The organism is Pseudoduganella lutea, from assembly GCF_004209755.1.
In the GTDB taxonomy this organism is placed as follows: Bacteria; Pseudomonadota; Gammaproteobacteria; order Burkholderiales; family Burkholderiaceae_D; genus Rugamonas; species Rugamonas lutea.
Genome location: NZ_CP035913.1, coordinates 5,768,048 through 5,784,088, shown reverse-complemented (window position 1 = coordinate 5,784,088; position 16,041 = coordinate 5,768,048). Strand labels below are relative to the sequence as shown.

General features: G+C 60.6%; 16 protein-coding genes and 1 pseudogene. 8 read left to right on the top strand and 9 right to left on the bottom strand.

Annotation, left to right across the window (positions count from 1 at the left end; genetic code table 11):
* Positions 1-43: 43 nt before the first annotated feature.
* Entirely contained in the window at positions 44-1,396 is a 1,353-nt protein-coding gene (locus EWM63_RS24605; RefSeq protein WP_130188876.1) for an MFS transporter, read from the bottom strand.
* A gap of 400 nt (positions 1,397-1,796) precedes the next feature.
* Here EWM63_RS24605 and EWM63_RS24600 point away from each other — a divergent pair.
* Positions 1,797-1,955, top strand: a pseudogene (locus EWM63_RS24600) (transposase); the annotation flags it as partial.
* Between the two features lie 159 nt (positions 1,956-2,114).
* Here EWM63_RS24600 and EWM63_RS24595 read toward each other — a convergent pair.
* From EWM63_RS24595 to EWM63_RS24585, 3 genes are all read right to left on the bottom strand, one after another.
* A complete protein-coding gene (locus EWM63_RS24595) occupies positions 2,115-2,471 on the bottom strand; it encodes a hypothetical protein (protein WP_207221144.1) in 357 nt (118 codons plus the stop codon).
* 544 nt (positions 2,472-3,015) lie between these two features.
* The gene (locus EWM63_RS24590; RefSeq protein ID WP_165390905.1) at positions 3,016-3,864 is read right to left on the bottom strand and encodes a glycoside hydrolase family 75 protein; all 849 of its coding nucleotides are present in this window, start codon (positions 3,862-3,864) and stop codon (positions 3,016-3,018) included.
* 136 nt (positions 3,865-4,000) lie between these two features.
* Positions 4,001-5,839 (bottom strand): caspase family protein, encoded by a 1,839-nt coding sequence (locus tag EWM63_RS24585; RefSeq protein WP_130188874.1) that lies wholly within the window; start codon positions 5,837-5,839, stop codon positions 4,001-4,003.
* A 177-nt stretch (positions 5,840-6,016) separates the two neighbouring features.
* On the opposite strand from EWM63_RS24585, the gene EWM63_RS24580 reads away from it, so the two are divergent.
* Complete coding sequence (locus EWM63_RS24580) at positions 6,017-6,901, top strand: glycoside hydrolase family 25 protein (RefSeq protein ID WP_165390904.1); 885 nt, start codon at positions 6,017-6,019, stop codon at positions 6,899-6,901.
* 269 nt (positions 6,902-7,170) lie between these two features.
* Here EWM63_RS24580 and guaA read toward each other — a convergent pair whose 3' ends face one another.
* Together guaA and guaB are read right to left on the bottom strand one after the other, a co-directional pair.
* On the bottom strand, positions 7,171-8,781 hold the full coding sequence (gene guaA / locus EWM63_RS24575; protein ID WP_130188872.1) for a glutamine-hydrolyzing GMP synthase: 1,611 nt from the start codon (positions 8,779-8,781) through the stop codon (positions 7,171-7,173).
* Between the two features lie 83 nt (positions 8,782-8,864).
* The gene (guaB, locus tag EWM63_RS24570) at positions 8,865-10,325 is read right to left on the bottom strand and encodes an IMP dehydrogenase (protein ID WP_130188871.1); all 1,461 of its coding nucleotides are present in this window, start codon (positions 10,323-10,325) and stop codon (positions 8,865-8,867) included.
* A 158-nt stretch (positions 10,326-10,483) separates the two neighbouring features.
* Here guaB and EWM63_RS24565 point away from each other — a divergent pair, with 158 nt between their 5' ends.
* Positions 10,484-10,981: a DUF4124 domain-containing protein gene (locus EWM63_RS24565; RefSeq protein ID WP_130188870.1), complete on the top strand. Its 498-nt coding sequence runs from the start codon at positions 10,484-10,486 to the stop codon at positions 10,979-10,981.
* A 175-nt stretch (positions 10,982-11,156) separates the two neighbouring features.
* The gene (locus EWM63_RS24560; protein WP_130188869.1) at positions 11,157-11,489 is read left to right on the top strand and encodes a helix-turn-helix domain-containing protein; all 333 of its coding nucleotides are present in this window, start codon (positions 11,157-11,159) and stop codon (positions 11,487-11,489) included.
* Here the strand turns inward: EWM63_RS24560 and EWM63_RS24555 are convergent.
* Together EWM63_RS24555 and EWM63_RS24550 are read right to left on the bottom strand one after the other, a co-directional pair.
* Positions 11,484-11,816, bottom strand: coding sequence for an RnfH family protein (locus EWM63_RS24555; protein ID WP_229487494.1), 333 nt, complete (start codon positions 11,814-11,816; stop codon positions 11,484-11,486). The two genes, EWM63_RS24560 and EWM63_RS24555, sit on opposite strands and share 6 nt — an antisense overlap.
* Complete coding sequence (locus EWM63_RS24550; protein WP_130188868.1) at positions 11,809-12,240, bottom strand: type II toxin-antitoxin system RatA family toxin; 432 nt, start codon at positions 12,238-12,240, stop codon at positions 11,809-11,811. Before EWM63_RS24550 ends, EWM63_RS24555 begins: the two co-directional genes overlap by 8 nt.
* Before the next feature lie 104 nt (positions 12,241-12,344).
* Between EWM63_RS24550 and smpB the strand changes: the two genes are divergently transcribed.
* From smpB to EWM63_RS24530, 4 genes are all read left to right on the top strand, one after another.
* Positions 12,345-12,794: an SsrA-binding protein SmpB gene (gene smpB / locus EWM63_RS24545; RefSeq protein ID WP_130188867.1), complete on the top strand. Its 450-nt coding sequence runs from the start codon at positions 12,345-12,347 to the stop codon at positions 12,792-12,794.
* A gap of 108 nt (positions 12,795-12,902) precedes the next feature.
* The gene (locus EWM63_RS24540) at positions 12,903-13,577 is read left to right on the top strand and encodes a class III extradiol ring-cleavage dioxygenase family protein (protein WP_130188866.1); all 675 of its coding nucleotides are present in this window, start codon (positions 12,903-12,905) and stop codon (positions 13,575-13,577) included.
* Between the two features lie 65 nt (positions 13,578-13,642).
* Positions 13,643-14,152, top strand: coding sequence for a FlgO family outer membrane protein (locus EWM63_RS24535; protein WP_207221361.1), 510 nt, complete (start codon positions 13,643-13,645; stop codon positions 14,150-14,152).
* A 52-nt stretch (positions 14,153-14,204) separates the two neighbouring features.
* Positions 14,205-14,780 carry a DUF1349 domain-containing protein gene (locus EWM63_RS24530; RefSeq protein WP_130188865.1) on the top strand — a complete coding sequence of 192 codons (576 nt, stop codon included), beginning with the start codon at positions 14,205-14,207 and terminating at the stop codon, positions 14,778-14,780.
* Positions 14,781-14,793: 13 nt separating this feature from the next.
* On the opposite strand, the gene EWM63_RS24525 is transcribed toward EWM63_RS24530, so the two are convergent.
* On the bottom strand, positions 14,794-15,624 hold the full coding sequence (locus tag EWM63_RS24525; protein WP_229487492.1) for an NAD-dependent protein deacetylase: 831 nt from the start codon (positions 15,622-15,624) through the stop codon (positions 14,794-14,796).
* Positions 15,625-16,041 lie beyond the last annotated feature (417 nt).

Genomic DNA, 16,041 nt, shown 5'->3' with positions numbered 1-16,041 from the left:
TTCCTGCCTGTCTCGTTGTTTTGTTTTTTGTTAGCGTGCGGCGTCAGCCGCCTTTCAGCACCGCGGCATTCCCGGGTACATGGCGAGGAGTCACATGCAGAAAAGCGGCGGCAACGGCGGCAACCAGCGCTGGAATGGCCAGTGCCTGCAGCAGCGAAATGGGGTCGACGTCACTGGCGATGCCCATGCCAGCCAACTGGATGCCGAGGATGCCCCCGAGGCGGCCGACGCTCTGCATCCAGCTCAGTCCCGTGGCACGTGCCGCAACCGGATAGACCGATGTCGCGAGCACCTGGAAACCGGTCTGCCCGCCCATGACCAGTACCCCCGCCACAAACCCCATCAGCAATAACGCAGCACTGCTACGATCCAGTACGGCGATCCACAGCAACGACGCCACTGCCGCGCCGAGGTAGGTGCCGACGACCACTTTCCTGCTGCCGAACCGATCCATGAGCCAGCCGATGAGCAGTGCGCCGATCGCTCCGCCCGCCTGCAGGCTCGCGCCGCTGAGCGACGCGGTCTGGGCAGGCACGTGCTTGAAGGTGAGAAAACTCGGCAGCCAGTTAATCAGCGTGAACGTCATCAGCAACCCTGCGCCATTGGCGAGCCAAAGCAGGCCGGTCCTCATTCGGAAGGCAGGTGACAGGATAATTGCCAGAGGATTCCCTTCCACTTTCTGCTGCTCCGGCAACGCCGGCAATTCCACCTGCCGCCCGACGATGCGCGACAGCAGGGCCGCGACCGCGCCGCGGTCACGCCGACGTTCAGCAAGAAAGCCGATCGATTCAGGAAGCCGCCAGAACAGCCATGGAAGCAAAGCCAGTGGCAGTACCGCCCCGACGACGAACATCGCCCGCCAGCCATGCTGCTGAGCGACGATGGGCGTGAGCCAGCCGACGGCAGCGCCGCCAAGCGTGTAGCCGCAGTACATCGAAGTGATGACGAACGCGCGCCGCCGGGCCGGCGCGTATTCGGAGACCAGCGTCACTGCGCAGGGCATCGCCGCGCCGAGCCCCAGACCCGTTACGAAGCGCAGGACCACCAGCGCTTCCAGCGACGCACAGTAGGCCGTTGCCAGGTTGGCCACACCGAATACCGCCACAGCCGCCAGCAACAATGGGCGCCGGCCCACCCGGTCGGCCAGGATTCCCGCCATGCATCCAGCGATCATCAGCCCCACGACACCTGCCGTGAATACAGGGGTCAACGCGCCTTTGGCCAGCTTCCATTCCGCGCCGATGTAGGGTGCGAGAAATCCGATCAGCACCGTGTCCAGTCCGTCCAGGAACATGATCAGGAAACAGAGCACGAAGACCGCCCACTGCAGGCCGGACAGAGGGCTCTCGTCCACCAGCGTTCGATAGGTGCCGCCGCTACCGTGTTGTATGTCCATCTATGCCCCACTTGCGACAGGAGCGACCTGCCGCTGCAGCATATCGGCGTTATCGTTGTGCTGCGCGATGGATCGAAGTGCCGGCGCACTGCGGCCACCGATGCAAATGTCGGCAGAATATGTCACCCGCGGGTTGCTGCGCCTGTAATCGTTTGAAACGGCAATGCCGCGATCCGTAATCCTTATGCCACGTTGCCAAGCGATGACGAGGGCGCGTGCCCTCATTGCGGCACGGGGTGCCGCCTTTCCGGTGAATGTCAATCGAGTCTCCGTATCGTTGTCATGAGAGCGGCCAGTTGCCAGCCGATCTCGCTGCAGTATCGCTACGGACTGCTGCCTTTGTAAAATCGAAAGGTTAAATGGAAGCTATCGATACAAACGATACGTCGGCCGAGTGACGCAGCGCTGCCGCGTTCACTTCATCCGCAATGCCCTGGCCCATGCTGGAAAGGGCCAGCGACAAGCCGTACTCGCCATGATCGACACGATCTTCGTGCAAGAAACAGCGGCAGCGGCCAGCGCACAGTGGCGCATCATTGCCGACCGGTTGCGAACCAAACCTTTATGTGGAAGCATGTGCAGCACCAGGTCGCCCATCGTCATTGCGCCGGGCTTTCGCAGTAGCGAAAACGCCGGCGACAGCTGGCGACGGCTAGAGTAGTAAAAGATTGTGTCGGGCTTTGTAAGCCTGCGGGAAGGTCGTTCACGCTATGTCAAATCAATGCTGCGACCGCTCGTCACCCAATTCGGCACGGGTGGCCCGTCCTTCGTTTGCAGAGTCCAGCGACGCCGCATGAGCCTTGCGCCATTCCTCGATCATCTCTTTGCTGACATCCTGCTCAAAGCACAATGGCCCATAGCCGCCCTGCCGGCTCCACGCGCTCCGACGACCACATGAACTGCCATTTCGGGCCATGTTGTAGGGACAAGCGCAGCTACCGGGATAGGAGGCGATGGATTCCTTGATCAGGCGTTTGCGTATGGCAGCGTCAGAACCCGCCGAGGCGGTATCCTTCGCAAAGACCAGGGATGTGCAGAGAAAAAGGCAGAAGATTGCTGATGCGCGCGTCCACATAGTACAAGCCAAAATGCTAGTCGAATAACTGGATTGTACGTTCAGGACTTATTCCCTGAAAAACTTATCTCTCTAGCACAAACTGCAGCACACGCAAGCTAGCTTGAAGCCGCCAGTTCCGTCTCGCGCCCAGTAATAAAAAGCCCCTGGAAACAGGGGCTAGTTGGATTGCACTATTCAGTAATGCCTGAGCTTTCAGGCTATCCCATCATTCCCACTCGATGATCAGTGTATGAGCTAAGCCGTTGCATTGGCTTTGCATTTTAATGGCTCCTTTGGCCCAGTACCATTCACGATACCATGCCCAAGTCATCGATCCTTAACTTGGCAACAACGGGCATTACCTTGATTTAACCCCACCGCAACCGTGATCCCCGCCGTTGAGCCCTACGTTCATGGTATCGCGAACGATCTGCTGCCGGCCAGACCCAAGCAAACCGGCCTCTACAACAGCCGGTACGGTTCAGTTTTATTACGCCAGAGACGGATGCTATCGCCCCCAAATAGAAGCGCTCGCCAGATAAACGCGTGCCGGCAGACGACCTTATCTGGCACAGCTTTTCAACACTTCCAGTCCACCGAATGATTCAAGCGCAGTGGCTCCTTCTTGCTGGATGCTTGCATACCAAGCCTCAGTGTTCGTTTCAGGGCTAGCAACCGCGTTCGGGAAAACTGCAATCAGGCTCGCGTCGCCGATGCCCGCTTTCGCCCGCGCTACCCCGTCACGCACAATCATTGGATCACTGCCGAGATCCTGATGCAACTTGACCGAAGCTTCGCCCAAGGAACCGCTGTCGCCGTACACGGCGAATGCATGACGGCCGGTCTTCGGGCGATAGACGACTGCCAAGGTGCCGCGCTTGATCTTATGGGTTTCCCTGAAGCTTGGTGGAAGCACGATGTACGGAATCTTTGTCGCGTCTACATAACGGCGCTGGGTACCCTTGGGCTGGCCCGGAACGGGGTATGAGGTGGTGCTGATGTAGGCCTTTCCCGGCAATGGGTCATCTTTGGATTGCACCAACGGCACGTTTTTCTCGTTCGTCTCAAAACCAAATATTGAAACTCCACGATAGTCGCCCGTCGCCTTCGCGTTTTTCCAGGCCGCCCGACATTTTTCCTGCCAGCGCTTCGGGTCGGACTTCGGAGTGACCTTCTTTCCATTTTCAATGGCTACCACGCCGTCGCACGTGTAGGAAAGCCCATTACCATCGAGCAGGTAGGAATTCGGTGCTCCGTCCGCATCGACATGTAGCACTGCGTTTTTGAATAAAATGGCGTCCTTGTGGAGCCAGGTTCGCTCGCCTTGTTTCGCGTTCCCACAGATTTGCGCAAGCGACAAGGGCGGGCCCGCCCCTAACATGACGGCAAGCAGGACTGACGGGATACGCATGATTCCTCCGAGGCGCACTGATGTGGGCGCCTGACGGAATCGCGCCATTCGGTAACGACAGCTTCAAAAGCGAACTCTGCAAAACCTGCGCTATCCGTCAATACTGCAAATGGCGCCAGCAAGCAGTGAAAATTCGTCACTCGCTAGCTCGTTTCGGCGTTTCCGCCAGCCAGATTTCCATCACAGCCGTGCCCTTCAGCCTGTTTTCATAGCCGCGGATTAATCTTGGCGTGACAGCCGTGCCGAAAACCTCTGATGCGGCGCCCGCCAGGTGAACTGCAAACTCTTTCTGTTCCGGGAAAAAATAGCGCAGGTCAGATTTTTTCGGAAGCGATTTGACAATCTCGATACCACGAATAACGTTTGCCTCCGGTACGGCCGTTTGCAGATCACCCAGCAAGGCTTGCGCGTTCCTTCTATGATCATCATTGCCGACGTGCAAATAGACGACCGTCTGCTTCGATGTCAGGTCCACACCGTCGCAAATCAACACTGTCAGGAATTCCGACGACGAGCCGGCTTGCGGCGCCATCCGGAGAACAGGCCTTGTCTTAACCCGAATGTGATCGGCCCAGGCAAAGGCGGCAGGATTGTTCTTGCTGTACACAACAGCGGAATCGCTTGTTTTATATACGCGCTGATTTATGTTTGGCGGGAGCGGGAGTATCCTGGTTGCACCGATCTCGAACCCACGCACAGGCGAGCGTTCCCCCGTCAAGCCTTCCAGATATTGCTGGAGTTGAGAAGCCCTAGCTCTGCGTTCTTCAATGAGCGCATCGCCGCTGCAATAGAGAATATCAACTTTCAATTGCCGTAAGCCGGGATCGGCCGACTCGTCATCAGGTGCTTGAGGTTCGACTCTATTTGTAGCTTGGGACGTGAAGAACAGGCGCGCATTTCCAGTGCGACTACCGCTCCTGTGCCCGGTGGTTTGCATTCGCGGCGCGACATAGCCATTCCGGGCGGGACGCAGCGCCACGCCTCCCGTTTGCGCCAGCATTGCAGGCTTTATAAATTCATCGGCCACGGAAGTTAGTCCGAACAGCCCGCCAAGGGTCTCCCACTCTTCCATCAGGCTTGGGCAGCCCTTCATGCAGAATACGGGCGGCCTTTGTAGATCCCCGATCTTTGAAGGGATCTGTCGGTGGGCACTGTCCTTGATTACTTTTGTGCGCGTTGCGCTCAACAGGTGCTCGATTTCTACGTTGGTGCTCACAGAACCGCTGCGCCGGATCTCTTCGGCAAAAAACCGTGCGTAGCGTGACACGTTGCCAGGTCCCCCGTCAGGCGCTACTTCGCCAGCGGCCGTAGCAAACGCAAACACGACATTTGGGAGTTGCGTCGCCGCAACGGGATACTGCGCAGTCACTACTTTTTTCGTGCGAAATTCATCGACGATCGGATTGTCGCGACACGCATCAACGACGACGACGACCGCCTTGCCCCACAAATGCCTTAGCTGGCTCATTGCATCATCCAGCGCGACAGCAGCTTTGCCGAACAATCTCGCGTGCGGGTGCTGCTTGTACTTCGAATACTCTACCTCTGGCTTAAACTCCGCATCCACGCCAAAAATATAATTCATGCCGGCAACGTGGGCACCGTGTCCGGAGAAATAGATGACACCAAGGGCGCGGGGCACTTCGAGGACACGATCATTGAAATCGTTTATTTTCGTTCGCAACTCAGCCGTCTCGAGATTGCAGAGTTTCTCGACTTCCCATTTTGCATCCGCGAATGCCTCTGCTACCGCCTTGGCATCGCTCTCGGAGTTCTCGTCGTCGGCGCACGGTGAACCCAAGCGGGTTAGGTTGCCCGCCCGGTGACCGTACTTGGCATTTCCGATCACAAGTGCAAAACGCTTCGGTTCGGCGATCTCGACCGCCTTTTGCTGTGCCACTGCCATGCCACATTGTGCTGACCCAATTAACAATGCCGTCCTGATAACTGCAACTCCCAGCGACCTGAAGAACATGAACGACTCCCGGAGGTAAAAATGCCACAAGAAGTATCAGCTTCACCACAACCGATGCTATCCTTCTTTCGAAGTCAGGAATAGGCTTTAGGCGTAAATACCCCAAGCTACGAGGCCTGATGTTGTCGCCAACTGACACTGCCGATTCTTAACTTTTATTACACAATGGAAATAAAAATGCGATCCGCTTTATTATCAGCCGTTTGCACCGTACTTGCATTGTTTGCCGCGCCAATCAGTGCGAAACCACCTGCATCTAACCCGGAATCTACGCAAATTGAGTGGATCGACCTGAGCAACGATATGTCCCGCTCCGATCTCGCAAGTTTCGAGGTACTCAAATTCGGACCATCTGCTGACAAGAATGTCCGTCGCATGTTCATTTTTCCGAAGGATGCGGATGATGGAATATATGGGATTGACGTTTCCCATCACAATGGTGTCGTGGACTGGCAGGCGATGGAAAAAAGCGGAGTCAAGTTCGCCTATATGAAAGCAAGCCAAGGAGATCGATTTCGAGACCCCAGATTCGCTGCCAACTGGAAGAGTACGGGCTCCAATATCCGGCGTGGGGCGTATCATTTCCTGACGGCGGACAAACCCGGAAAGGATCAGGCAAAAGCATACCTGGCTGTTCTGGAAGCCGCGGGAGGGCTCATGCCCGAGGATCTTGCGCCAGTCGTCGATCTTGAATGGGATTTCGTGAAACAGGGCGGTAAACAGGTCGACCGATGGGAAACGCTGACGCCCGACCAGATCGTTAAAGTGGTTTCCGACTTTACCGCGGAGGTGAAGGCCGCAACCGGCCGGACACCCATCATTTATACTGCGGCCTCGTGGTGGAACGCACGAGTCAAGGAAAACCTGGCGTTGAAAGCGCATCCCCACTGGATTGCAGACTATCGCGCCCTCAGCATAAAAAACAAAGCGCCGCAGTCCGTCAGGCAGCATGAGCACCTTGTCTGGCAATTTACCGACAGCGGAATGCTGGACGGATTCGCCAGGAGATTTGACGTCAATAAGCTGAACGCTGCTAGCCTGGATCGCTTGTCGGGAAAATAAGTCCCCTGATTGCATGATCGTCTAGCAGGTCGCCGGCGTTTTGCTGCGTCGGCGACACTGCCGACGCAGCATTTCCGGCTACCGCAACGGCGTGATCGCACTGCACGCCCCGCGGAAATCCGATACCAGCGTGATTGCCATCAAACGGATCTGCTCGGGGCTGCGAGTTTTTGCCAGTCCTGGCAAACTTGGGCATAAAAAAGCCCCTGAAATCAGGGGCTTAATTTAACTGCACTGCTTGATAATGCTTGAGCTTTCAAGCAGCCTGATCATTCCCACTCAATGGTCGCCGGCGGCTTCCCGGAAATGTCATACACGACACGATTGAGACCCCGCACCTCATTGATGATGCGATTCGACACCCGCCCCAGCAACTCATGCGGCAGGTGCGCCCAATGCGCCGTCATGAAGTCCTGCGTCTGCACGGCACGCAGCGCCACCACGTAATCATACGTGCGGCCATCGCCCATCACGCCCACCGACTTCACCGGCAGGAACACGGCAAACGCCTGCGACGTGGCTTCGTACCAGTTGCGCGGTGCGCCATCCTGGTCGAAGCCGGGCACCACGACCGCTTCATACGGCGTGTTGCGCAATTCCTCGATGAAGATCGCATCGGCGCGGCGCAGCAGGTCGGCGTATTCCTTCTTCACTTCGCCGAGGATGCGCACGCCCAGGCCCGGGCCCGGGAACGGGTGGCGGTAGACCATTTCGTACGGCAGGCCGAGCGCCACGCCCAGCTTGCGCACTTCGTCCTTGAACAGTTCGCGCAGCGGTTCCAGCAGCTGCAGCTTCATGTGTTCCGGCAGGCCGCCCACGTTGTGGTGGCTCTTGATCGTCTGGCCTTTCTTGCCTTTGCCGGCCGATTCGATGACGTCCGGGTAGATCGTGCCCTGCGCCAGCCATTTCGCGTTCGTCAGTTTCGCGGATTCGGCGTTGAACACTTCGACGAATTCGCGGCCGATGATTTTGCGCTTCTGCTCCGGGTCGGTCACGCCTGCAAGGTGACCCATGAACTGGTCGACGGCGTCGATGCGGATGACTTTCACACCCAGGTTCTTGGCGAACATGTCCATCACCATTTCGCCTTCGTTCAGGCGCAGCAGGCCATGGTCGACGAACACGCAGGTCAGCTGGTCGCCGATGGCGCGGTGGATCAGCGCGGCGGCCACCGAGGAATCGACACCGCCGGACAGGCCCAGGATCACTTCATCGGTGCCCACCTGCGCGCGGATCTTTTCCACCGCTTCGGTGATGTAGTCGGGCATGTTCCAGTCGGACTTGCAGCCGCAGATCTCGTGCACGAAGCGGCCCAGCATGGCCTTGCCCTGCACGGTGTGCGTCACTTCCGGGTGCCATTGCACGGCGTAGAACTTGCGCTCCTCGTCGGCCATGCCGGCGATCGGGCAGCTTTCCGTCGATGCCATCAGCTTGAAGCCGGCCGGCATGTCGAGCACCTTGTCGCCGTGGCTCATCCACACCTTCAGCATGCCGTGGCCTTCGTGCGTGACGAAGTCGTTGATGCCGTTCAGCAGGCTCGTATGGCCGCGGGCGCGCACTTCGGCGTAGCCGAATTCGCGCACCAGGCCGTTTTCGACCTTACCGCCCAGTTGCGCGGCCATCGTCTGCATGCCGTAGCAGATGCCCAGCACCGGCACGCCCAGTTCGAACACGGCTTGCGGCGCGCGTGGCGAATCGCCTTCCAGCGTGGAGTTGTGGCTGCCGGAGAGGATCACGCCGGAGGCGCCGTAGTTGCGGACGAATTCTTCCGACACGTCGTACGGGTAGACTTCGGAAAACACGCCCGCGTCGCGCACGCGGCGTGCGATCAGCTGGGTCACCTGGGAGCCGAAATCGATGATGAGGATCTTGGAGTGCATGTAGTTGGCTTGTGTGCTTGGAAACCGGGACAATAAAGAGAAACGCCGGCAGGTCGTTCAACCGGCCGGCGTCGAAGGAACGCTTATTCCGAACGGTAGTTCGGCGCTTCCTTGGTGATCTGCACGTCGTGCACGTGCGATTCGCGCATGCCGGCGGACGTAATCTCGACGAATTCCGCTTTCTCGCGCAGTTCGTCGATCGTGGCACAGCCGCAGTAGCCCATCGACTGGCGCACGCCGCCCACGAGCTGGAAGATGATCGCCAGTACCGAGCCCTTGTAGGCCACGCGGCCTTCGATGCCTTCGGGGACAAACTTGTCGGCCTTGGCGGAGGCTTCCTGGAAGTAGCGGTCCGCGGAACCTTCGGCCATCGCGCCCAGCGAGCCCATGCCGCGGTACGACTTGTACGAACGGCCCTGGAACAGGATCACTTCGCCCGGCGCTTCCTCGGTGCCGGCGAACATGGAGCCCATCATCACGGTCGATGCGCCGGCTGCCAGCGCTTTCGAGATGTCGCCGGAGAAGCGGATGCCGCCGTCGGCGATGCAAGGCACGCCCGTGCCTTCCAGCGCCTGCGCCACGTTCGAGATCGCGGTGATCTGCGGCACGCCCACGCCGGCCACGATACGGGTGGTGCAGATGGAGCCGGGGCCGATGCCGACCTTCACTGCATCCGCGCCGTATTCGACGAGCGCCTTGGCCGCGGCCGCCGTGGCGATGTTGCCGCCGATGACGTCCACGTGCGGATACTTCGTCTTGATGTACTTTACGCGGTCCAGGATGCCCTGTGAGTGGCCGTGCGCCGTATCCACCACCAGCACGTCGACGCCGGCTGCCACCAGCAGGTCGATGCGTTCCTCGTCCTTCGCGCCCACGCCCACGGCCGCGCCCACCAGCAGCTTGCCGTGCTGGTCTTTCGAGGCGTTCGGGTGTTCCGTGGACTTCTGGATATCCTTTACCGTGATCAGGCCGCGCAGCTCGAACGCTTCGTTGACGACGATCACGCGCTCCAGGCGGTGCTTGTTCATCAGGCGCTTGGCTTCGGCCGTGTCGGCCGTTTCGCTGACGGTCACCAGCTTTTCGCGGGGCGTCATCTTGGCGCGCACTTCCGCATCCAGCTCTTCTTCGAACCGCAGGTCGCGGTTGGTGATGATGCCCACCACTTGCGCGCCTTCCACCACCGGGAAGCCGCTGATGCCATGCTGTTCGGTCAGCTTGATCACGTCGCGGATCTTCATGTCCGGCGGAATCGTGATCGGGTCGCGCAGCACGCCCGCTTCGAAACGCTTCACCTTCGACACCTCGCGGGCCTGGTCGGCCGGGCGCAGGTTCTTGTGGATGATGCCGATGCCGCCTTCCTGCGCCATGGCGATCGCCAGGCGGCCTTCGGTGACGGTATCCATCGCGGCCGACAGCAGCGGGATGTTCAGCGAGATATTGCGGGTGAGCTTAGTGCGAAGCGACGTGTTGGCAGGCAGAACGTTCGAGTACGCGGGAACGAGGAGCACGTCATCGAACGTGAGTGCTTTTTGAAGAAGACGCATGGTAGTTTTCCTATCGGCGCAAAAGTGAATTATACAGAAGTTCGCGCACTAAGTCCTTGCATTATGGAAAAGATAGTGGGTTTGCGATTGACAGCCGGACGGTAATCGCGGTCAAATCTCGGTGATTCCGCAAGGAAATAAACTCTGGGATAACGCTCATGAAACAATGCCATAGGATTTCTGCTGCACTGCTGCTCACCTGCTGCGCGGCGGCCCATGCGCAGTGGGAATGGAAGGATGCCAAAGGCGGGCGGCATTTCTCGGACCAGCCGCCGCCGGCATCGGTGCCGCCCTCGCGCATCCTGAAGGCGCCGCGCGGCCAACTGCCCGACTTGCGCCGGGAACTGGCTGAGCCGGCACCCGCCGCGCCTGCGCCGCCGGCGAAAGCCGTGCCCTCCACGGCGGAACGCAATGCCCGGTTCGAGGAACGGCGTGCCGAGGCGGCCCGGCAGGCGCAGGAAGCCGGCGTGAAAACGCAGGCCAAGGCTGCTGCGGCGGTCACGTGCGACAACGCGCGAACGAACCTGCGCGTGCTGGAATCGGGCATCCGCATCGCCACCACCGGCAAGGATGGCGAACCGGCATTCCTGGACGATGCGCAAAAAGCCGAACAGATACAGCGCAACCGTGACACGCTTGCCGCGCAGTGCAAGTAGCCGCGCATGACAAGTACCCGCGGATGGCAAGTAACACCTTGTGCAATGATGTTTGACCACGCGCAAGCCTCGCCCCCATAGCTGCGGTCGCCTCAAGAATATAAGCCAAACTACGCAAGCCTTATCCTTGAACCAGCGCTGACCGACCAGCGCTGAACCGACCAGCGAGCGAACCATGAATGCTTTCTCGAATGTGCAGATCATCAACGGGCCCAATGGGGAGCCCGTGTATGTCGTCATCCCCTACGCTACCTACATGCAAACGCAGTCGCGCCATAAGGACACCGACGTGCCGCACCAGGTGGTGGGCATGATCGCTGAAAACGCCTGGACGGCGGCGCGCGCGTGGCGCGAATACCTGGGCCTGACGCAGCTGGAAGTGGCCACGCGTATCGGCATCAGCCAGCCGGCCTACGCGCAGCAGGAAGCGGGTTTGCGGCCACGCCGCACCACCCGCGAACGCATCGCCGGGGCGCTGGGCATCGCGCCGCACATGCTGGACCTATGACGCTTTTTTCGCGCGGCGCCGCCGTGCATCCTTTGGATCGGCGATCAGCGGCCGGTAGATCTCGATGCGATCGCGCGGCTGCAGCACGGTATCGAGCGTTTTCTTCTTGCCGTAGATTCCCACTGGCATCGTAACGAGATTGATTTCCGGCGCCTCCTGCAGGATGCCGGATTGTTCGATGGCCTGGCCGATCGTCGTGCCGGCCTCGACATCGAGTGCGCGCAGGATCGGCTGCGCGATCGCGTCCGACGGGGCATTCGCATCGAACCGCGGCACCGGCGCATAACTCAGCGACACCTTGATGCGCTCGGCCATCGTTTCACCCATAAACGGTTTCGGCGCGTTTGCAGAACGAATCGACCATGCTGTTGGCGATCATGCCGAACACGGGGCCGATCACCTGCTCCAGCAGGCGGCTGGAAAATTCGTACTGCAGGTCCAGTTCCACCTTGCAGGCATCCTCGCGCAGCGGCTTGAACGTCCACGTGCCGTGCAGCGTCTTGAACGGGCCGTCCACCAGGTTCATCTTGATGGCCGTGGGCGGCGTGTTCGTGTTCGACGTGGTGAAGCTTTGCTTGACGCCATGGAAATTGATGCCCACCGACGCCACCACCGAGTTCTCGCCCCGTTCCCGCACTTCCACGCCGCCACACCATGGCAGGAATTTGGGATAATCCTCTACCCGGTCCACCAGGTCGAACATCTGCTGCGCGCTGTATCCAAGGAATACCGATTTGTGCACTACCGCCATTTATTTAACCGTTTGATATCATGTTGGACAAATCGCGCCCCGGCGCGAATGAAGACCGTAGTTTAACCGACCCGCGCAAGTGGCACGTTCCATAAGAAATTCACATGACCATCGCTGATAACCGCAAAGCCTTCCACGACTATTTTATCGAAGACCGCTATGAAGCGGGCATCGCGCTCGAGGGCTGGGAAGTGAAGGCAATCCGCGATGCCCGCGTACAGATCAAGGAAGCGTACGTGACGATCCGCGACAACGAACTGTACCTGTTTGGCGCGCACATCAGCGCACTGCCCACCGCGTCCACCCACATCCACCCGCAAGCGGTGCGTACCCGCAAGCTCTTGCTGCACCGCCAGGAAATCGACAAGCTGATCGGTAAAGTGGAGCGCTCGGGCTACACGCTCGTGCCGCTGAACCTGCATTTCAAGGGCGGCCGCATCAAGTGCGAGATCGGCCTGGCCAAGGGCAAGAAGCAGCACGACAAGCGCGCCTCCGAGAAGGATCACGACGCCAAGCGCGAAGTGCAGGCGGCGATGAAGCAGAACCGGCGCTGACACGTTGTCAAAACGACGTCGCGCTGGAGCCACGGCACCACGCGCGACGTTTCCACTGAGCAATGGGTGCGTGCTACACTTTTCCGGCTAATTACTCCGGGTTGCCCCATGATTGCCAAAGTCGCCATTCCCTTCGCCCTCGCTGCCGCCCTGGCAGGCTGCGCCGTTCCCTACTCCCCTGCCCCGCTGGCGACGAATTTCCCGACCGCGCGCCAGGAAAAGCTGCAGGCCGCGTCGCACTGGAACGCGATCGCCGACCACCTCGAGCAGCGCGTCGTCGCGGAAATGAAAAAGCATCCGCAGCGCCCGTTCCATGTCGTCGAGGACAAGGAAGCATCGCCCTTCAAGCGCGCGGTGACGAACCAGCTCATCACGTCGCTGGTCAAGGATGGCTTCGTGGTGTCGCGCACGCCGGCCGGCGCGTGGAAGGTGGAGCTGGACATCCAGGCCGTCACGTTCACGCCGAACCGCCCGCAGTACCGCTATACCGGCGCGCTCACGGCGCTGACCAACGGCGCGTGGGTGCTGTCCGACATCAATCCGACGGTCGGCGCGGTCGCGCTGGCCGGCGCAGGCGATGCCTCGCACTGGTTCCACAGCCAGTTCGCCAATGGCCCAACGCCGAAGACGGAACTCATCGTCACGCTGTCCGTCGGCGACCAGTTCCGCTACCATGCCCGTAGCACGTCGGCCTATTACGTGGCCGATACCGACCGGGCGCTGTATGGCATCAAGGAGGACACGCAATTGACCAAGGTATTCCAAGTGCAGGGAGGCCGCTGATGCGCGCCGCCGCCCTGGCCCGGTCGGCAACCCTAGCCACCGCCATTGCCACCGCTTTTGCCACCATGTTGCTGGCCGGCTGCGCGGGCGCGCCTGCGAAGGAAGAGGCGAACTACGCCACGCTGTCGTCGAACCAGTTCGTCAACGCCAACTACAAGGCAGCGGATGCGCTGCTGGCCCAGCTCAACGGCAAGCTGGCGGCGGACAAGCCGCTGATCATGGCCACCATCGTCAACATCGATGCGCTGGACCAGACGTCCACGCTGGGCCGTCTCATCTCCGAGCAGGTGTCCACGCGCATGGCGCAGGGCAGCCTCAAGATGCTGGAAATGAAACTGCGCACCTCCGTCTACCTGAAGCGCAACCAGGGTGAACTGATGCTCACGCGCGAGATCGGCGACGTGGCGCAGACCCACAATGCGCAGGCCGTGGTGGTGGGGTCCTATGCGGAAACGAGCGATATGGTGTTCATCAACGTGAAGGTCGTGCAACCGCAGACCAACTTCGTGCTGGCCGGTCACGACTATGTGCTGGCCAAGGAAGGCATCGTGCGCTCGATGCTGCTGCAACGCTGACAAGGCCTTGCCGGCCCGGCTATAGTGGCGCTTTCGACCACGAAAGCACGCCATGTTCGACCGCTGCACCTGGCTGAACGAGCCGCCCTTCCACCGCATCGAAGGCGGCACGCTGCATGCCGTGACCAGTGACCAGACCGACTTCTGGCGCATCACGAGCTACGGCTTCATTCGCGACAACGGCCATTTCTTCGGCCAGCCCGTCTCCGGCGGTTTTACCGCCCAGGCAAGGATCCGGGCCGATTTCACCGAGCTGTACGACCAGGCGGGCCTGATGGTGCGCATCGATGCGCATCGCTGGCTGAAGGCAGGCGTCGAATTCTCGGACGGCCAGCCGATGCTGAGCACCGTGCTGACGGATGAAAAATCCGACTGGGCAACGATGCCGGCGCCGCCGCTGCCGGATGGGTTCTGGCTGCGCATCACCGTCGACGATGGCGCGATCCGCGTGCAGTACTCGACCGACGGGACCACGTGGCCGCTGTTGCGGCTGGCGCCATTTCCGGTGTCCGGGCATTATCTTGTCGGCCCCATGTGCTGCACGCCACAGCGCGCCGGGCTGGACGTGCGGTTCAGCGATTTTACGGTTGGCCCTGCGTTGAAGAAGAGCTTGCACGACCTGACGTAGGGCCTGCACGGCCTCACGTAGCGCCCAGCAGCCCCGCCACCGCCGGCAGCACCTCCTGCGCCGGCAACGCCACCTTCAGGCCGATCAGGTCGTCCGCGCGCGTCTTGCCCGCGTTGACGGCGGCGATCGGCTTGCCCTCGGCCGCCGCGATCTTGCAGAAGCGAAAACCCGAAAACACCATCAACGACGAGCCGACGACGAGCAGCGCGTCAGCCTCGTCCATCCATTGCAGGGCCTGGCGCGTGCGCTCCGCCGGGATGTTATCGCCGAAAAAGACCACGTCCGGCTGCAGCACGCCGCTGCAATGCTCGCAGTCGGGCACGATGAATTCATGCAGCGCTTCCGGCTCCAGCTGCGCATCGCCGTCCGGCAGCGGCTGGGCCAGCACGCCGCCCAGCGCCGGATTGTCGCGCAGCAGGCGCTGCTGCAGCGCCGCCCGGTGCTGGCGCCGCTCGCAGGCCAGGCAGCGCACCGTGTGGATATTGCCGTGCAGTTCGATCATGCGCGCGCTGCCGGCGCGCTGGTGCAGGCCGTCGACGTTCTGGGTGATCAGTTGCCCGATGTGGCCGGCGCTTTCCAGCCGCGCCAGCGCCCGGTGCCCGGCATTGGGTTCGGCCCGCGCCAGGGTCGGCCAACCCACCATGCTGCGCGCCCAGTAGCGGCGGCGCAGCGCGTCGCTGCCGCGGAACTCCGGCCCCTGCACAGGCGGCTTGCCGCGGCGCACGCCTTCCTCGTCGCGATACCCCGGGATACCCGATGCGGTGGACATGCCCGCGCCGGTCAGCACGAGCACGTTGCGGTGACGGTCGAGGAATTCCGCCAGCTGGTCGATCTGTTCGTTCATGGCTTCATCGGGTTTTGAAAGCATGCATGTGGGGGCGCCCCGCACCATGCCAAGTGACGAATCGCCACGGCTGGGCTGGTCGGGAAACAACACCGGACAAACCCGGGACAGTCCCTGCCGCCCCGTTCGATTAACGGAATTCGATGTCGAAAGAACGCCTGAGCTTCAGGGGTCTGTCCCCGGTAAGTCATTGCAGCTACCCCAGTTGTCAGCGCTTCGAGGGGACTGACCCCGGTTTTCCAGCAAAATCCGTCGAAATGCCGGCGAAAACCGGGGTCAGTCCCCTTGATCATCGCCAGCGACTTGGATAGTGCCAACGACTGGCGGGGACAGACCCCTGCTGCTCTGCTGCTATCTGCAACTTCTGGCAGACTTAACTTAACGGCACTAGGGACAGTCCCCGATTTTTGGCAACTT

Excerpts from the sequence above, each read along its gene's own strand:
- EWM63_RS24605 (WP_130188876.1), bottom strand. The coding sequence starts at position 1,396 with ATGGACATACAACACGGTAGCGGCGGCACCTATCGAACGCTGGTGGAC.
- EWM63_RS24595 (WP_207221144.1), bottom strand. The coding sequence starts at position 2,471 with ATGTGGACGCGCGCATCAGCAATCTTCTGCCTTTTTCTCTGCACATCC.
- EWM63_RS24590 (WP_165390905.1), bottom strand. The coding sequence starts at position 3,864 with ATGCGTATCCCGTCAGTCCTGCTTGCCGTCATGTTAGGGGCGGGCCCG.
- EWM63_RS24585 (WP_130188874.1), bottom strand. The coding sequence starts at position 5,839 with ATGTTCTTCAGGTCGCTGGGAGTTGCAGTTATCAGGACGGCATTGTTA.
- EWM63_RS24580 (WP_165390904.1), top strand. The coding sequence starts at position 6,017 with ATGCGATCCGCTTTATTATCAGCCGTTTGCACCGTACTTGCATTGTTT.
- guaA (WP_130188872.1), bottom strand. The coding sequence starts at position 8,781 with ATGCACTCCAAGATCCTCATCATCGATTTCGGCTCCCAGGTGACCCAG.
- guaB (WP_130188871.1), bottom strand. The coding sequence starts at position 10,325 with ATGCGTCTTCTTCAAAAAGCACTCACGTTCGATGACGTGCTCCTCGTT.
- EWM63_RS24565 (WP_130188870.1), top strand. The coding sequence starts at position 10,484 with ATGAAACAATGCCATAGGATTTCTGCTGCACTGCTGCTCACCTGCTGC.
- EWM63_RS24560 (WP_130188869.1), top strand. The coding sequence starts at position 11,157 with ATGAATGCTTTCTCGAATGTGCAGATCATCAACGGGCCCAATGGGGAG.
- EWM63_RS24555 (WP_229487494.1), bottom strand. The coding sequence starts at position 11,816 with ATGGGTGAAACGATGGCCGAGCGCATCAAGGTGTCGCTGAGTTATGCG.
- EWM63_RS24550 (WP_130188868.1), bottom strand. The coding sequence starts at position 12,240 with ATGGCGGTAGTGCACAAATCGGTATTCCTTGGATACAGCGCGCAGCAG.
- smpB (WP_130188867.1), top strand. The coding sequence starts at position 12,345 with ATGACCATCGCTGATAACCGCAAAGCCTTCCACGACTATTTTATCGAA.
- EWM63_RS24540 (WP_130188866.1), top strand. The coding sequence starts at position 12,903 with ATGATTGCCAAAGTCGCCATTCCCTTCGCCCTCGCTGCCGCCCTGGCA.
- EWM63_RS24535 (WP_207221361.1), top strand. The coding sequence starts at position 13,643 with ATGTTGCTGGCCGGCTGCGCGGGCGCGCCTGCGAAGGAAGAGGCGAAC.
- EWM63_RS24530 (WP_130188865.1), top strand. The coding sequence starts at position 14,205 with ATGTTCGACCGCTGCACCTGGCTGAACGAGCCGCCCTTCCACCGCATC.
- EWM63_RS24525 (WP_229487492.1), bottom strand. The coding sequence starts at position 15,624 with ATGAACGAACAGATCGACCAGCTGGCGGAATTCCTCGACCGTCACCGC.